The 15,113-nt window shown below is 61.9% G+C and carries 12 protein-coding genes and 1 CRISPR repeat array; of the genes, 11 read left to right on the top strand and 1 reads right to left on the bottom strand.

What is annotated here, in order from left to right:
• Positions 1-486: 486 nt before the first annotated feature.
• Complete coding sequence (locus CCR95_RS20795) at positions 487-729, bottom strand: hypothetical protein (protein WP_201098066.1); 243 nt, start codon at positions 727-729, stop codon at positions 487-489.
• Positions 730-1,013: 284 nt separating this feature from the next.
• On the opposite strand from CCR95_RS20795, the gene sufB reads away from it, so the two are divergent.
• The 11 genes from sufB (at position 1,014) to cas2 (ending at position 13,113) form a co-directional block, all read left to right on the top strand.
• Positions 1,014-2,459, top strand: a complete 1,446-nt coding sequence (gene sufB / locus CCR95_RS20800; protein ID WP_201098068.1) for a Fe-S cluster assembly protein SufB — start codon at positions 1,014-1,016, stop codon at positions 2,457-2,459.
• A 219-nt stretch (positions 2,460-2,678) separates the two neighbouring features.
• A complete protein-coding gene (sufC, locus tag CCR95_RS20805) occupies positions 2,679-3,434 on the top strand; it encodes a Fe-S cluster assembly ATPase SufC (protein ID WP_201098070.1) in 756 nt (251 codons plus the stop codon).
• A complete protein-coding gene (sufD, locus tag CCR95_RS20810) occupies positions 3,431-4,756 on the top strand; it encodes a Fe-S cluster assembly protein SufD (protein ID WP_201098072.1) in 1,326 nt (441 codons plus the stop codon). The genes sufC and sufD overlap by 4 nt, the downstream gene beginning before the upstream one ends.
• A gap of 60 nt (positions 4,757-4,816) precedes the next feature.
• A complete protein-coding gene (locus CCR95_RS20815) occupies positions 4,817-5,221 on the top strand; it encodes an SUF system Fe-S cluster assembly protein (RefSeq protein ID WP_201098075.1) in 405 nt (134 codons plus the stop codon).
• Positions 5,218-7,518, top strand: a complete 2,301-nt coding sequence (locus tag CCR95_RS20820; RefSeq protein ID WP_201098077.1) for a CRISPR-associated endonuclease Cas3'' — start codon at positions 5,218-5,220, stop codon at positions 7,516-7,518. The genes CCR95_RS20815 and CCR95_RS20820 overlap by 4 nt, the downstream gene beginning before the upstream one ends.
• Positions 7,519-7,539: 21 nt before the next feature.
• Positions 7,540-8,247, top strand: a complete 708-nt coding sequence (gene cas5c, locus CCR95_RS20825) for a type I-C CRISPR-associated protein Cas5c (RefSeq protein ID WP_201098078.1) — start codon at positions 7,540-7,542, stop codon at positions 8,245-8,247.
• A complete protein-coding gene (gene cas8c, locus CCR95_RS20830) occupies positions 8,244-10,055 on the top strand; it encodes a type I-C CRISPR-associated protein Cas8c/Csd1 (protein ID WP_201098079.1) in 1,812 nt (603 codons plus the stop codon). Before cas5c ends, cas8c begins: the two co-directional genes overlap by 4 nt.
• A 5-nt stretch (positions 10,056-10,060) precedes the next feature.
• Positions 10,061-10,996, top strand: a complete 936-nt coding sequence (gene cas7c / locus CCR95_RS20835) for a type I-C CRISPR-associated protein Cas7/Csd2 (protein ID WP_207188703.1) — start codon at positions 10,061-10,063, stop codon at positions 10,994-10,996.
• 89 nt (positions 10,997-11,085) lie between these two features.
• The gene (cas4, locus tag CCR95_RS20840; protein WP_201098082.1) at positions 11,086-11,772 is read left to right on the top strand and encodes a CRISPR-associated protein Cas4; all 687 of its coding nucleotides are present in this window, start codon (positions 11,086-11,088) and stop codon (positions 11,770-11,772) included.
• Positions 11,773-11,775: 3 nt separating this feature from the next.
• Entirely contained in the window at positions 11,776-12,810 is a 1,035-nt protein-coding gene (gene cas1c, locus CCR95_RS20845) for a type I-C CRISPR-associated endonuclease Cas1c (RefSeq protein ID WP_201098083.1), read from the top strand.
• Between the two features lie 12 nt (positions 12,811-12,822).
• A complete protein-coding gene (cas2, locus tag CCR95_RS20850) occupies positions 12,823-13,113 on the top strand; it encodes a CRISPR-associated endonuclease Cas2 (protein WP_201098084.1) in 291 nt (96 codons plus the stop codon).
• Positions 13,114-13,294: 181 nt separating this feature from the next.
• A CRISPR array of direct repeats spans positions 13,295-14,953; the repeat unit is 31 nt; unit sequence GTCGCCCCCTCACGGGGGCGCGGATTGAAAC.
• The last annotated feature ends 160 nt before the right edge of the window (positions 14,954-15,113 follow it).

Consider the following 15,113-nt stretch of genomic DNA (forward strand, 5'->3'; position numbering starts at 1 on the left):
GCTTGTTACGTTCGATCCGGGGATCTTCCAGGGACGCAAAATGCTCAAGAAGGCTGGCTGACATGAGAAACTCCGATAGTCGTTTCTCGCGATCATCCGTCAACTACCCGAAAAACGGAATGTTTAAGCGCGCTCGCCCTGGGCCGCCAAGACAGTCTGTTAAACGCGAGGATCGACGCTATAGTATGGTTCGCGGGTGCCTCGCCGCGCGGCGGGCGGCCAGTCTCACGATTCAGGGGTCAATTCCGCGCGAACGCGCGCATTCAACCGGAGCGTCCGCGTATGTTTCAAGCCGTGCCCGGCTTCGCCGGGCGACACTGCACGGAAGAGATGACCCCTCTCCCGTGCGCATGATCCCCCGGCAGGGGGAGGTTTCAACCGGAGGATTGCGATGAGTAAAGGCGAAGACAAAAAGAAGGAAGCGAAGAAACAACCGGCCAAAACCATGAAGGAGAAGAAGGCCGAGAAAAAGGCCAAAAAGGAAAGTCAGAAGTAGTTCCGAACGCGGAAGCAGCCCATCGCCACTCCCGCGACCGGAGGCGTCAATGCCTCCGGTCGCGCCATGTTCGCCGGATCCCCGACACCGCCGCGCGCGAAGCGCGATCCCCGCCAAAGTTTGAGAAGCAATCCTTGGAAAGAATATAATCCACCGCTGATCTTGCGGCCGCGTCCGGAATTGTCGGCGTTGTTGAGGACGGGATCCTGCTGCCATTCAGTGAAGCCGTTCATGGTTCGATAAACTCACCACGAACGGCTTCACTGAATGGCAGTGGGGCGGGACACTGGAAAGTTTCTACTAGAATCAATGCATCCAATGGGTAAGACGTTTTTCCGGAAATCATCTTAACGATCGCCAACGGCGATCCGCTAGCGGCGGAGCGTTCCGAAAACCTTGGACTCGGACTCGACCGCCAGCCAGGGCGTCCATCAAGCCGGTGGGGGGATTGATTCATGCAGGCATGGGCGTATATTAAAAACCAAGTAATAAGCTCAAGAAAACGGAGCCAGTAGCGATGACCTCAGCCACAGCCGTCGACGACATTGTCGGGTCAGAATACGAACACGGATTCACGACCGAGATTGCGTCCGAGACGTTTCCGCCCGGTCTCGACGAGGGCGTCGTGCGCGCCATCTCGGCGCGCAAGGGCGAGCCGGAATTCATGACCGAGTGGCGCCTGAAGGCGTATCGGCACTGGCTGACCATGCCAGAACCCGCCTGGGCCGCCGTCCACTATCCCAAGATCGATTTTCAGTCGATCTCCTATTTTTCGGCGCCCAAACGGCCCGAGGACATGCCCAAGAGCCTGGACGAGATCGATCCGGTCCTGCTCGACACCTACAACAAGCTCGGCATCCCCCTTGAAGAGCAAAAGGCGCTGGCGGGGATCGCGGTCGACGCGGTGTTCGACAGCGTCTCGGTCGCGACTACCTTCCGCAAATCGCTGGCTGAGGCCGGCGTGATCTTCTGCTCGATCTCCGAGGCGGTGCACGACTATCCCGAGCTGATCCAGCAGCATCTGGGCTCGGTCGTGCCCCATACCGATAATTACTATGCGGCGCTGAACGCGGCCGTTTACAGCGACGGCACCTTTGTCTATGTCCCAAAGGGTGTGCGCTGCCCGATGGAACTCAGCACCTATTTCCGCATCAACGCCCGCAATACCGGTCAGTTCGAGCGCACCCTGATCGTCGCCGAGGCCGGCAGTTACGTGAGTTATCTGGAAGGCTGCACGGCACCCCAGCGTGATGAAAATCAGCTTCACGCCGCGGTCGTCGAACTGATTGCGATGGACGACGCCGAGATCAAATACTCGACCGTCCAGAACTGGTATCCAGGCGACGCGCAGGGCAAGGGCGGGATCTACAACTTCGTAACCAAGCGCGGCGACTGCCGGGGGGCGCGCTCCAAGATCTCCTGGACCCAGGTCGAGACCGGTTCGGCGATCACCTGGAAATATCCCAGTTGTCTGTTGCGCGGCGACGATTCGATCGGCGAGTTCTATTCGGTGGCCGTGACCAAGGGGCGCCAGCAGGCCGACACTGGCACCAAGATGATCCATATCGGAAAAAACACCAGTTCCACCATCGTCTCCAAGGGCATCTCAGCGGGGGAGGGCACGCAGACCTATCGCGGTCTGGTGCGCATCGGTCCGCGCGCGGAAGGGGCGCGCAATCACACCCAGTGCGATTCGCTGCTGATCGGCGACCGTTGCAGCGCCAATACCTTCCCTTATATCGAAGTCAAGCACCCCTCGGCGAACATGGAGCACGAGGCGACCACCTCGAAGATCAGCGACGACCAGCTTTTTTACTGCCGCTCGCGCGGTCTGACCGAGGAGGACGCCGTCTCGATGATCGTTAACGGCTTCTGCAAGGAGGTCTTCAACGAGCTGCCGATGGAGTTTGCCGTGGAGGCGCAGAAACTTTTGAGCATCAGTCTGGAAGGGGCGGTTGGTTGAGGGGAAGTTGTCAGTTGTCAGTTGTCAGTTGTCAGTTGTCAGTTGTCAGTTGTCAGTTGTCAAATTGTGTTTGTTGAGATGAACGCGATAGCAGAGCCGGCCTGATTGATTGATTGAGGGTGGCATGATCTGGTTACTTTTACTGCCAACTGCCAACTGCCAACTGCCAACTGCCAACTGCCAACTGCCTAACGCCCAGAGATCAATTCGGAGTACGCGATGTTAGCTGTCAAGGGCCTGAAGGCCAATGTGGGTGGAAAAGAGATCCTGAGGGGTTTGGATTTCTCGGTCGGACCCGGTGAAGTGCACGCCATCATGGGTCCTAATGGCTCGGGCAAGAGTACCTTCGCCCATGTCTTGTCCGGGCGCGAGGGCTATGAAGTCACCGCCGGTTCCGCGACCTTCGAGGGCCAGGATCTGCTCGCCCTGGAACCGGAAGAACGCGCTCAACTGGGATTGTTCCTCGCCTTCCAGTATCCGGTCGAACTCCCCGGCGTCAACAACACCTATTTCCTCAAGGCCGCGCTCAACAGCATCCTGAAGGCGCGTGGCCAACCCGAACTGGACGCGGTCTCTTTTCTGCGCCTGATCAAGGAGAAGCTGAAGATCCTGCATCTCGACGATTCGTTGTTGAAACGCGCCGTCAATGCCGGCTTCTCGGGCGGCGAGAAAAAGCGCAACGAGATCTTTCAGATGGCCCTGTTGGAACCCAAGCTGGCCATCCTCGACGAGACCGATTCGGGTCTGGATATCGATGCGCTGCGCGTGGTCGCCGATGGCGTCAACGCACTGCGCAGTCCGGAGCGATCGATGATCGTGGTCACCCACTATCAGCGTCTGCTCGATTACATCCAGCCGGATCATGTGCATGTCCTGTCGAAGGGTCGGATCATCCGCTCCGGCGGCAAGGAACTGGCGCTTGAGCTGGAAGAAAAAGGTTACGGCTGGATCGACGCGGAGGGGCAGGCGGCATGAACGGCGTCATCTCCAACGGCTTCGAAAGTTGGCTGGCCGCGCCACCGGGGCAACTCGCCGGCGCCGGACTTGACTGGCTGGACGACCAGCGCCGCGTTGCCCGGGAGCGGGTCCGCGAGCAGGGCGTGCCCACGTCCAAGACGGAGGACTGGCGCTATACCAGCCTGAAAGGACTGCTGGAGCAGAACTTCGCCCAGGTCGACGAAGCCATCACGGCGCTGCAGCCGGACGACTTGGAAGACATCCTGATTCCGGGTCTCGACAGCCATCGCGTCGTCCTGGTCAACGGTCGTTATGCCCCCGAACTTTCCGTGCTCGGCGATCTCCCCAAAGGGGTTCGACTCGGCGGTCTGCGCACCCTGCTCGACGCGGACCCCGATGCCCTGCGCGATCGTCTCAATCGGATCGCGGGCGATCGACAACCGCTGTTCCTGGCGCTCAACACGGCGGGACTCGACGACGGTTTCGTGGCCCTGTTCGACCGCGCGGCCATCCTGGAACGGCCGATCGAGCTGATTCATCTGTCGGTCGGGATGGACGAGCCACGGGTCGCTCAGCCGCGTCATCTGGTCGTGCTCGGCGACGGCGCCCAAGCAACCCTGATCGAACGCTACGTGAGCCTCGGCGAGTCGCTCTATTGCACCAATTCCGTGCTGGAGATCGCGCTCGGTCGCGATGCCGTGCTCCAGCATGACCGCATCCAGATGGAGAGCGCCAATGCCTTCCATCTCACCGGGCTCTATCTCAGTCAGGACACCAACAGTCGCTATCGGGGCGTGAACATCGGTCTGGGCGCGCGTTGGGCGCGCACCGAACTGGTCACGCGCTTTCGCGGCGAGCAGGCCGAATGCGATCTCCAGGGTCTGTATCTGGCCGGCGACCGGCAGCTCATGGATTATCACCTTGATGTTGCCCACTCGGTGCCGCGTTGCACCAGTCGGGAGAACTTCAAGGGCATCCTCTACGGCAAGGGACGGGCGGTGTTCGACGGGCTCGTCGCGGTTGCTCGCGACGCCCAGAAGTCGGACGCAGCCATGTCCAACCGCAACCTGATGCTCTCCGAAAGCGCCGAGGTCGATACCAAGCCGCAGTTGGAGATCAACGCCGACGATGTCAAATGCAGCCACGGCACCACGGTTGGGCGGATCGAACCGGAGATGCTGTTTTATCTACGCTCGCGCGGGATTTCGGCGCCCCTGGCTCGGCGCATGCTCTGTTTGGGATTTGCCGGCGAGATCATCCAGACCCTGAGCGCGGAGGCGCTGCGCGAGCATGTCTCGGAGCGGGTCGGTCAGCGGTTGGAATCCGCTCCCCTGAATTGAGTTCGGGTCGCGTGGAAACTTGGATTAACGGTCGGCCATGAAGGTTGTCGAGAGGTCGCTATGAACAGACTGGCCCGCTTCGCTGGTTTCGGCAAGCATGACGAGGAACAGGGAGACACGGCGGTTCTGGATCGCGATGTCGCCGTCGAGCACATGGAGGCGGAAGAACTGCGCGAGCCCATTATCGCCGCGCTGCGCGGTGTCCATGACCCGGAGATTCCGGTCAACATCTATGACCTGGGCCTGATCTACAGTGTCGACATCGCCCCCAACGGCGACGTGGCCATCGACATGACCCTGACCGCCCCGGCCTGTCCGGTCGCCGGCATGATGCCGATCATGGTCAAGGACGCGGTCGCCAGAGTCGATGGGGTCGGAGAGGTCCGGGTCGAGCTGGTCTGGGATCCACCCTGGGGCCAGGAAAACATGAGCGACGAGGCGCGGTTGCAGCTTGGGTTGATGTGAGCCGCTTCGCGCACACTCACCCCGATCATCCACGCGATCCGAGTCATTGGGAACCGCTCACGGAAGAGATCGCCAACACCGGCCATCTGGAGAAAGTTGCCGCACTCGTCCAAGCGCATGCCGCGCAGATGTTTCCGTTCAGCGGGAATCCGCTGCGGGATTTGGCCATCGAATTGGCGCGACGCCTCGGGCTTTGGCACGATCTTGGGAAATTTTCCGAGGAATTCCAACGCTATCTGCTACGTACCGCGGATGTCGGGGACGACGCCCATACCCTGGAATCCAGAGGTAAGGTCGACCACTCGACGGCAGGCGCGCAGCATGCGGCCCGAACGCTACCCGGTCTTGGCATCCTCCTGGCCTACGCCATTGCCGGGCATCACGCCGGGTTGCCGGATGCACTCGATCTGACCCATTCCTGTCTCAAGGCACGGCTGCGCAAGAGCATTCCAGACTGGCTACCTGCTGTCCCGCCGAGGCTGCTGGACAGCGCACCGATGCTGGCGAGCGGCCTGCCCGCGGATAAATTCGCCGTGGCCTTTTTCACACGCCTGCTGTTCTCGTGTCTGACGGATGCGGATTTCCTCGCCACCGAAGCCTTCATGAGCCCGGAGCGCGCCACGGCCCGGCCAATCCATGCGACCGACATCATGGCTCGCCTCGACGACCACCTGTCGGCCTGGCTTGGGGCGCGCTTTACCGCCCCGGTCAATGTGGTTCAGCAAGCTCGCGCCGAGGTGCTGGCGGCCTGCCTGAGTGCCGCCGAACAACCGCCGGGACTCTATTCGCTCACGGTGCCGACCGGCGGCGGCAAAACCCTGTCGTCACTGGCGTTCGCCCTGCGCCATGCCGCCCGCCATGGTCTGCGCCGGGTCATCCATGCCATCCCCTTCACCAGCATCATCGAACAGAACGCCGACGTCTTTCGGGAGGTCTTTGCGGAACTCGGCGCGGAGATCGTGCTGGAACACCACTCCAATTTCGATCCCGACCAGGAAACGGCGACCTCCCGTTTGGCCACCGAGAACTGGGATGCGCCCCTGATCGTCACCACCAACGTCCAGTTGTTCGAGTCGCTGTTCGCCAACCGCACCTCGCGCTGCCGCAAGCTGCACCGCATCGCCCGCTCGGTGATCGTGCTGGACGAGGCCCAGACCCTGCCGGTGACGCTGCTCGCGCCCTGTCTGCGCGCCTTGCGGGAACTGGTCGAGCATTATGGTTGTACGGTGGTGTTGTGTACCGCCACGCAACCGGCCCTGGTGTTTCGTCCAGGCGAATTCGAGATCGGGCTGCCGAATCCAACCGAGATTGTCCCGGATCCGCCCACGCTTTACGCGACCCTGAAGCGGGTCGAGGTGCGCCAAGCGGGAAGGCTCGGTGTTGCCGCTCTCCGCGCCCGATTGGCCGAGGAACCTCAGGTACTCGCCATCGTCAACACACGGCGCCATGCCGCCGACCTCTATGGAGCCCTCGTGGAGGCGACCGGCAGCGCCGGCAATTACCATCTGAGCGCCGCCATGTGTCCGCAACACCGTAGCGCGATCCTGGCCGAGATCCGCGAGCGTCTCGCCGATGGCGAACGCTGTCGGGTGGTGTCCACCCAATTGATCGAGGCGGGCGTGGACGTGGATTTCCCTGTCGTCTACCGCGCCATGGGCGGAGTCGACGCCATCGCCCAGGCGGCCGGGCGCTGCAATCGCGAGGGCCAGCAGGACCAGGGTGTTACTTGGGTGTTCGAGCCGGACGAGTCGGAACATCCGATCCCACGCGGTTACCTGCGCCGTGCGGCGGACGCTGCCCGCGAGATCCTGCCGCTGCATGCCGATCCGCTGGCGCTCGACACCGTCGAAGCCTATTTCCGTCTGCACTATTGGAAAAATCAGGACTTGTGGGACCAGCACGCGATCCTCGACGGCTTTAATTTTGCCCCTAGCGACCGCGAACTCCCCTTTCGCTTCAACTTCGCCACGGTCGCTGAGCGCTTCCGTTTCATCGCGGACACCCAGCGCCCCGTCATCGTCCCCTGGGGAGAAACGGGTCGGAAACTGGTGGACCAACTGCGCGCCACACACCGAATGAAGTTGCCGCCTCCTGCCGGCATCGCGCGACGGCTCCAGCGGTATAGCGTGACGATTCCACAATTCGCGTGGCAGAATGCCCAGGCACAGGGACTGCTCGAACTGCTGCATGAGCGCTTCGCCGTGTTGGTCAGCCCGGAATTGCATTACGCATCGGACACCGGTCTCTGCATGTTGGGGGATGGGGTCTACGATCCGGAGCAGTTGATCATCGATTAAACCGCATTCAGGAGAGGGGAGATGAGCCACGGAATACGGATGCTGGTCTGGGGCGACGATGCCTGCTGGACCCGGCCGGAGATGAAAGCGGAGCGCGTCTCCTACGATGTCATGACCCCATCGGGCGCGCGTGGCGTGCTCGAAGCGATCTACTGGAAGCCCCAGATTCGCTGGGTTATCGACCGCATCCATGTTCTCGCCCCGATCCGTTTCGCCAACATCCGGCGCAACGAGGTCGCCGTGGCGGGCGATTCAGGTCACAAGATCCCGGCGGGCAAGGTACAGGCCGCGATGCAGGGAGGCACCGCCCCGCTTTGTATCTACGCCGACGAAAACCGCCAGCAGCGCGCCTCGCTGGTGTTGCGCGAGGTCTGTTACGGCATCGAGGCACACTTCGATCTGCTGGACGCCCGCGAACAGGACGGCAGTCTCCCCGCCGACCCCACCGCCAAGCACCTGGATCAATTCAATCGCCGTCTCCGTAAAGGCGCCTGCCATCACCGGCCCTATCTTGGCTGCCGCGAGTTTGCCGCTCACTTCGGCCCGGTCGAGGGCGACTTTCCGTCCTGTCCGGAGAACCTGCGCGGCGAGCGTGATCTTGGCTTCATGCTGCACGACATCGATTTCGCCGATGGCATGACGCCGCGTTTTTTCCGCGCGCGCATGGTGGATGGGGTGATCGACGTGCAAGCCTGTCTCGCCGCCACCAGGGAGATGCTCGGGTCATGATCCTGCAATCACTGCATGCGCTCTATGACCGGCTGGTGGAGGATGTCGACTACGCCGTCGCCCCCGCTGGCTACAGTCTCCAGAAGATCAGCTTCGAGGTGGTGCTGACCCAGGACGGCACCCTGGCGCAGATCAACGATGTGCGGGATCGAAACGGTAAGAAGGCGGTACCCGTGCAGCGGCTGGTGCCGGGGCAGGCCAAACCATCAGGCTCCGGTCTCAATCCGGGCTTTCTCTGGGACAACGCGGCCTACCTGCTGGGCTACAAACTGGACGATCCCAAGCTATCCGTTGATCAGAATTGTCACTTTCGGGAACGCGCGACTGTGTCCCTGGCCGCATTGCGCGAACGGCATCTTCAGGCGGAAACGGCGATCGACGATCCCGGTTTCTCGGCCGTCTGCCGCTTTCTTGAGCAGTGGCACCCCGAGCACGCCGTTGAACACCCAAGCCTCGCCGAGCTTGGCGCTGGCTTTGGCGTCTTTCGGTTCCAGGGCGAAACCGGTTATCTCCACGAGCGGGGAAAGGTACGCGCCTGGTGGCAGGAGCAGGAATTGATCGGGAAAGACGGCGCGGCACAAAGCGGAATGTGTCTGATCACGGGAGCGATCGGACCCTTGGCGCAACTCCACGAGCCGGGAATCAAAGGTGTTGGCGGCGCGCAAAGCTCAGGCGCCAAGCTCGTTTCCTTCAATTGCGATGCCTTTACCTCTTATCACAAAGACAAAAGCTGGAACTCGCCGGTTTCCGAATCGGCTGCTTTCCGTTACTGCACGGTGCTTAATAGTCTCTTGAGCGGTCCACGGAGCAATAAGCACCGGCTAACCATCGGTGACGCAACCATGGTGTTCTGGACCGAGCGCCCAACCGTTACTGAGGACTGGTTCGCCAACTTCTTTTCCGGCGACTTGCCGGAAGAATCACAGGACGAGACTGCCCTGGGACAGATACAGGTCTTGCTTCGGGCCTTGCGTGAAGGCGGGGGCGCCCTGGCTGCGCTTGGCGATGACCCGAAAACCACATTTTATCTGCTGGGTCTTGCTCCGAACGCGGCGCGACTGTCCGTGCGCTTCTGGCACGTCTCCACCTTGCGCGAACTCTTCGACCGCTTGCACGCCCACTATGACGCCTTGCGCATCGTCCGTCAGTTCGAGGAAGGCGCGAGACGCCCGGATCCCGAATTTCCGCCCACCTGGATGCTGCTGCGCGAAACCGCCCGCGAGACCAAGGATATCCAGCCGCTGCTGGGCGGCACCCTGATGCGTGCCATCCTGACCGGTGGTCCCTATCCGAATGCACTCGCGTCCGCCGTGATTCGTCGCATCCGTGCCGACCGCGAGATCAATTACTGCCGTGCCGCCATCCTTAAGGCATGGCTGACCCGCTTGCCAAACCAACGACAAGGAGCGATCCCCGTGAGCCTGGACCCCGACAAGCCCGAACCCGCCTATCGTCTCGGACGACTCTTCGCCGTGCTCGAAAAGACCCAACAGGACGCCTTGGGCGATCTCAATGCCAGTATCCGTGACCGTTTCTACAGTGCCGCCTCGGCCACGCCCGGCATGGTCTTTCCGCGCCTGCTGCGGACCTATCAGCATCATCTCGCCAAACTCAATCCCGGCGCCAAGATCAATCGCGAGCGACTGGTTCAGGACATCGTAGGTGGACTCGACACCATGCCCGCCCATCTGGCCCTCGAAGCCCAGGGACTGTTCGCCATCGGCTATTACCATCAACGCAAGGATCTGTTCACGCGCACCCAGCCCCCAACGGACACCGACCACACGCCGGACGAGACCAAAGGATAATAACCATGCAGCACCGCTATGATTTCATCTATCTTTTCGATGTCCGCGACGGCAACCCGAATGGCGATCCGGACGCTGGCAACCTGCCGCGAGTCGATGCCGAAACGGGTCATGGATTGGTGACAGACGTTTGTCTCAAGCGCAAAGTACGAAACTTCGTGATCCTCAGCCATGCCGATGCGCTGGGCAAAAACGCCGAGGATGGAAAGCCGGGTTACGATATCTATGTGCGAGAGAAAGCCATTCTCAACCAGCAGCACGAACGCGCCTACACAGCAGAAAATCCCGATGCCACAGCCAAGGAAGGGAAACGCAAGGGCGCAGGCGATCAGATCGACAAGGCACGTCAGTGGATGTGCCGTAATTTCTACGATGTGCGCACCTTTGGCGCCGTCATGTCGACTGGAACCAACTGCGGTCAAGTGCGCGGACCTGTTCAACTGACGTTTGGCAGGAGTATCGACCCCGTCGTCTTGATGGAACACGCGGTGACCCGTGTCGCAGTCACCACCGAAGCGGAATCCGCAAAGCAGCAGGGCGATAACCGCACCATGGGCCGCAAGTTCACCATCCCCTATGGCCTTTACCGCACCCATGGCTTCATCAGCGCCCCACTGGCCGCTGACACCGGCTTCTCGGACGCCGATCTGGGCCTGTTCTGGAAGGCCCTGAGCCAGATGTTCGATCACGACCGCTCCGCCGCCCGTGGCGAAATGTCCGCTCGCGCGCTCCTGGTCTTCAAGCATCAGGATCGTCTCGGCAATGCCCCCGCGCATCGACTCTTCGAACGGATCACGGTCGCGCGCCGGGATGCGAACGAACCGGCGCGCGCCTTCACCGATTATGAGGTGCGGCTCGATGGCGAGATGCTGGATCAGGCAATCCCGAGCGGCCAGGTGAAAGAGCTTAAGAATGACGTCACCCTGATGCGCCTGATCTGAATCCGCCGCGAAAGCTCGATGTCGCCCCCACATCGGGGGCGCGGACTGGCGCAAACCGCATAACCACCGAGGCGAATCGGATCCTGGCGATGACCGACAGCGACGATACCCTGCTCCCGATCTCCGCCCTGCAACACCTGCTCTATTGCGAGCGCCAGTGCGCGCTCATCCATCTCGAACAGGTCTGGGAGGAAAACCGCCTCACCGCCGAGGGCGCGATCCTGCATGAACGGGCACACGGGGGGCCGGATGAACATCGCGCGGGCGTGCATATCACCCGCGGCCTTGCGGTGCGTTCACTCGCGCTGCAACTCACCGGACAATGCGACGTGGTCGAGTTTCATCTGCGCGCGGGGGCGTCACCGCCCCGAGGTCTGAACCCATTGACGATGGACACCATTTCTCACGTCGTCCCCGTCGAGTACAAACGCGGTCGGCCCAAGTCCCATCAGGCCGATGAAGTGCAACTCTGCGCACAGGCGTTGTGCCTGGAAGAGATGCTCGGTTGCCGCATCGAGATCGGCTATCTCTACTACGGCCAGCGACGCCAGCGCACGGAGATCGCTTTCACCGACGCGCTGCGGATCTCAACCAGCGAAGCAGCGGCACGCCTGCGGGTACTGATGACATCCGGGCAGACCCCGCCACCTTTCTACGACAGCGGCAAATGCGACGACTGTTCGCTGATCGAAGCCTGCATGCCCAGGATTGACCGTCGAAGCAATGGGGCCGCGCGCTGGTTCGCGGACGCCGTGAACCACAGCCTGAAGGAGTAAGCCATGCGCCAGCATCTCAACACGCTTTTCGTGACGTTGGAAGGAGCTTGGTTGCGCAAAGACGGCGCCGCCGTCGAGGTCCGTCACGAGGGCGAAACCCGGCTACGGGTTCCCCTGCACAATCTCGACGGCATCCTCTGTCTGGGCTGGGACATCAGCGCCTCCGCCCACCTGATGGCCGGCTGTGCCGAGGCGGGGGTGACCCTCTCATTTTGCAACCCGCATGGGCATTTTCTGGCCGCCGCGATCGGCTTCACCTCCGGAAACGTTTTGTTGCGCCGCGAGCAGTACCGCCGGGCCGACGATCCGGCGAGCACTCTTGCCATCGCCAGAAACTGCATCGCGGCCAAGATCGCCAATGCGCGGACCTCTCTGCTGCGTGCTCAACGGGATCGACCCGCCGCACCGGGGAATGCCGCGCTTCAGCAGGCATCGGAAGAGCTTGCCCGGCGTCTGCGCACCGCACAGGCCAGCAATGACCTGGACGGGCTGCGCGGGATCGAGGGCAGTGCCGCTGTCAGCTATTTCGCGGCATTTCCGCATCTGCTCACCACCAACCATCCGGATCTGGTCATGCGCGGGCGTTCGCGCCGACCGCCGCTCGATCCGATCAATGCGCTCCTGTCGTTCCTCTATTCATTGCTCGCCCATGACTGCCGCTCCGCCCTGGAAGCCACCGGCCTGGATGCGGCGGTTGGGTTCCTGCATCGGGATCGACCGGGACGGCCATCGCTGGCGCTGGATCTCATGGAGGAGTTTCGCCCCTTTCTCGCCGACCGACTGGCGCTCTCGCTGTTCAATCGACAGCAAATCACCGCGCGCGACTTCGAGTGCAAGGAAAACGGCGCGATCCTGCTGCGCGAAGACTCGCGCAAACGAGTGCTCGTGGCCTGGCAGGAACGCAAGAAAGAAGAAATCACCCATCCGTTTTTACAGGAGAAGGTCGCTGTGGGCCTGTTGGTACATTTGCAGGCGCGTCTGCTCGCCCGGCACCTGCGCAACGATCTGGATGCCTATCCCGCTTTCGTGTGGCGTTAGAGGACCGAGATCATGTATGTGTTAGTGACCTATGACGTCTCGACCGTCACCGAGGGCGGTGCCCGCCGTCTGCGGCGTGTTGCGAAAGCCTGTCTCGACTCCGGGCAACGGGTTCAGAACTCGGTTTTCGAATGCAAGGTCGATCCAGCGCAGTTGGCGATGCTGAAAAACCGACTGTTGGGAATCATCGATCCCGCAACCGATAGTCTGCGATTCTACAACCTGGGCGCGAACTGGCATTCCAGGGTAGAGCACTATGGCGCCAAGCCCAGCTTCGATGTAGATGGACCGCTTGTGGTTTGACGCAGCGCGAACCCTGGGCGATCGCCATGAAGTCGGGAGGTTCGCGCTGCTTCTAACGTCATGACCGTCAAAGCATTTTCCATGACTTTGAATGTTTAGGCTGTGGATAACCCGTGGCATAGAGGCGGTTCGCGCGAAAGCATAGATTTTTTCTTTAAACGTAATGAGTTAGGATCGTGAGGTCGCCCCCTCACGGGGGCGCGGATTGAAACTCCCGCATCGTCAATCACAACGCGCGGAACAGGGGTCGCCCCCTCACGGGGGCGCGGATTGAAACATTGGCCTCGTTTCGATGGGATGCCATTGACCAAGTCGCCCCCTCACGGGGGCGCGGATTGAAACTTCGAGCAAGCCTTCGGTCGCCGCGCCGCCCGCGGTCGCCCCCTCACGGGGGCGCGGATTGAAACAAATCGCCGGCATCGAAATCGATGACGCTCGGCGAGTCGCCCCCTCACGGGGGCGCGGATTGAAACGCCGATTGTTTGATCGGCTGCAAAAGTTAATGCGGTCGCCCCCTCACGGGGGCGCGGATTGAAACGATCACAGCCAGGTCGACTGGATAGGCTCCCAAGTCGCCCCCTCACGGGGGCGCGGATTGAAACGCCTCACAGTCTTTACTCATGTCCCAGGCCCATGTCGCCCCCTCACGGGGGCGCGGATTGAAACATTGAACTGACGCCTGCTCGGTTGACCGTGGTGTCGTCGCCCCCTCACGGGGGCGCGGATTGAAACCCGGACCTACGTGGACCGCGAAGGCAAGGCCGAGGTCGCCCCCTCACGGGGGCGCGGATTGAAACGCCGTGTCGAAAATCTCGCGAATCCGCACCAGCTGTCGCCCCCTCACGGGGGCGCGGATTGAAACACGCAGTATTTCGGCGCAAGGCCAGATGCGGATGGTCGCCCCCTCACGGGGGCGCGGATTGAAACCTCGTGTGAGAGAAGGTAGCGCGTATGCAGACCGTGTCGCCCCCTCACGGGGGCGCGGATTGAAACATGTGCTCGGTGATCTGGACACACTCGATTCCTGGTCGCCCCCTCACGGGGGCGCGGATTGAAACAGCCCGACTAGGTTAGTGTCATTGGGAAACACCCGTCGCCCCCTCACGGGGGCGCGGATTGAAACATGAAGGCGAACGGATTCTCGCCGGATCGCCTCTCGTCGCCCCCTCACGGGGGCGCGGATTGAAACCGGTATCCGCGCGCCTTCCCGAGCGCCACCAGATCGTCGCCCCCTCACGGGGGCGCGGATTGAAACATCCATGCGCGTCAGGTCGTTAACCCATCGCGAACCGTCGCCCCCTCACGGGGGCGCGGATTGAAACCTCGAAAACCAAACCATCACCACGACGTATAACAGTCGCCCCCTCACGGGGGCGCGGATTGAAACCTAGAGAATCAAACCATCAGCACGACCTACAACAGTCGCCCCCTCACGGGGGCGCGGATTGAAACTTTAGCCGCGCGATTTTTCGCCGATGCGGCCAGGTCGCCCCCTCACGGGGGCGCGGATTGAAACAAGAATCGATGGTCCCATTTCGGACTCATGCGCCGTCGCCCCCTCACGGGGGCGCGGATTGAAACGCGACGGACGCGAGGACAGCGGCGCGTTTCTTGTGTCGCCCCCTCACGGGGGCGCGGATTGAAACAAGCAGCAAACGTCGTATTCGACACCTGGTTCCAGTCGCCCCCTCACGGGGGCGCGGATTGAAACCTGCCCAGGGGAAGGCCGAGCCGTTCGCCCATGTCGCCCCCTCACGGGGGCGCGGATTGAAACAGCATCGAAGACCCCGACTTCCGCAACCCTGACAAGTCGCCCCCTCATGGGGGCGCGGATTGAAACGACGCTCACGCAATCAGCCGGCAATCTTGTGATCCCCCGGTGTCAGGATAGAAGTCGCCTCCCTCTGGGAGGAAGTGTGTGAGGATGGGGGCATGACCGTCCTGGGGCCTAGCGCCCCTTGGGCGTCGCTGTCCAGTCGCCCGTCGGGCGACTGGACAGC

The organism is Thiocystis minor (assembly GCF_016653465.1).
Lineage (GTDB): Bacteria > Pseudomonadota > Gammaproteobacteria > Chromatiales > Chromatiaceae > Chromatium > Chromatium minus.

Coding starts and splice junctions, on each gene's coding strand:
- CCR95_RS20795 (WP_201098066.1), bottom strand. CDS start 729: ATGAACGGCTTCACTGAATGGCAGCAGGATCCCGTCCTCAACAACGCC.
- sufB (WP_201098068.1), top strand. CDS start 1,014: ATGACCTCAGCCACAGCCGTCGACGACATTGTCGGGTCAGAATACGAA.
- sufC (WP_201098070.1), top strand. CDS start 2,679: ATGTTAGCTGTCAAGGGCCTGAAGGCCAATGTGGGTGGAAAAGAGATC.
- sufD (WP_201098072.1), top strand. CDS start 3,431: ATGAACGGCGTCATCTCCAACGGCTTCGAAAGTTGGCTGGCCGCGCCA.
- CCR95_RS20815 (WP_201098075.1), top strand. CDS start 4,817: ATGAACAGACTGGCCCGCTTCGCTGGTTTCGGCAAGCATGACGAGGAA.
- cas5c (WP_201098078.1), top strand. CDS start 7,540: ATGAGCCACGGAATACGGATGCTGGTCTGGGGCGACGATGCCTGCTGG.
- cas8c (WP_201098079.1), top strand. CDS start 8,244: ATGATCCTGCAATCACTGCATGCGCTCTATGACCGGCTGGTGGAGGAT.
- cas7c (WP_207188703.1), top strand. CDS start 10,061: ATGCAGCACCGCTATGATTTCATCTATCTTTTCGATGTCCGCGACGGC.
- cas4 (WP_201098082.1), top strand. CDS start 11,086: ATGACCGACAGCGACGATACCCTGCTCCCGATCTCCGCCCTGCAACAC.
- cas1c (WP_201098083.1), top strand. CDS start 11,776: ATGCGCCAGCATCTCAACACGCTTTTCGTGACGTTGGAAGGAGCTTGG.
- cas2 (WP_201098084.1), top strand. CDS start 12,823: ATGTATGTGTTAGTGACCTATGACGTCTCGACCGTCACCGAGGGCGGT.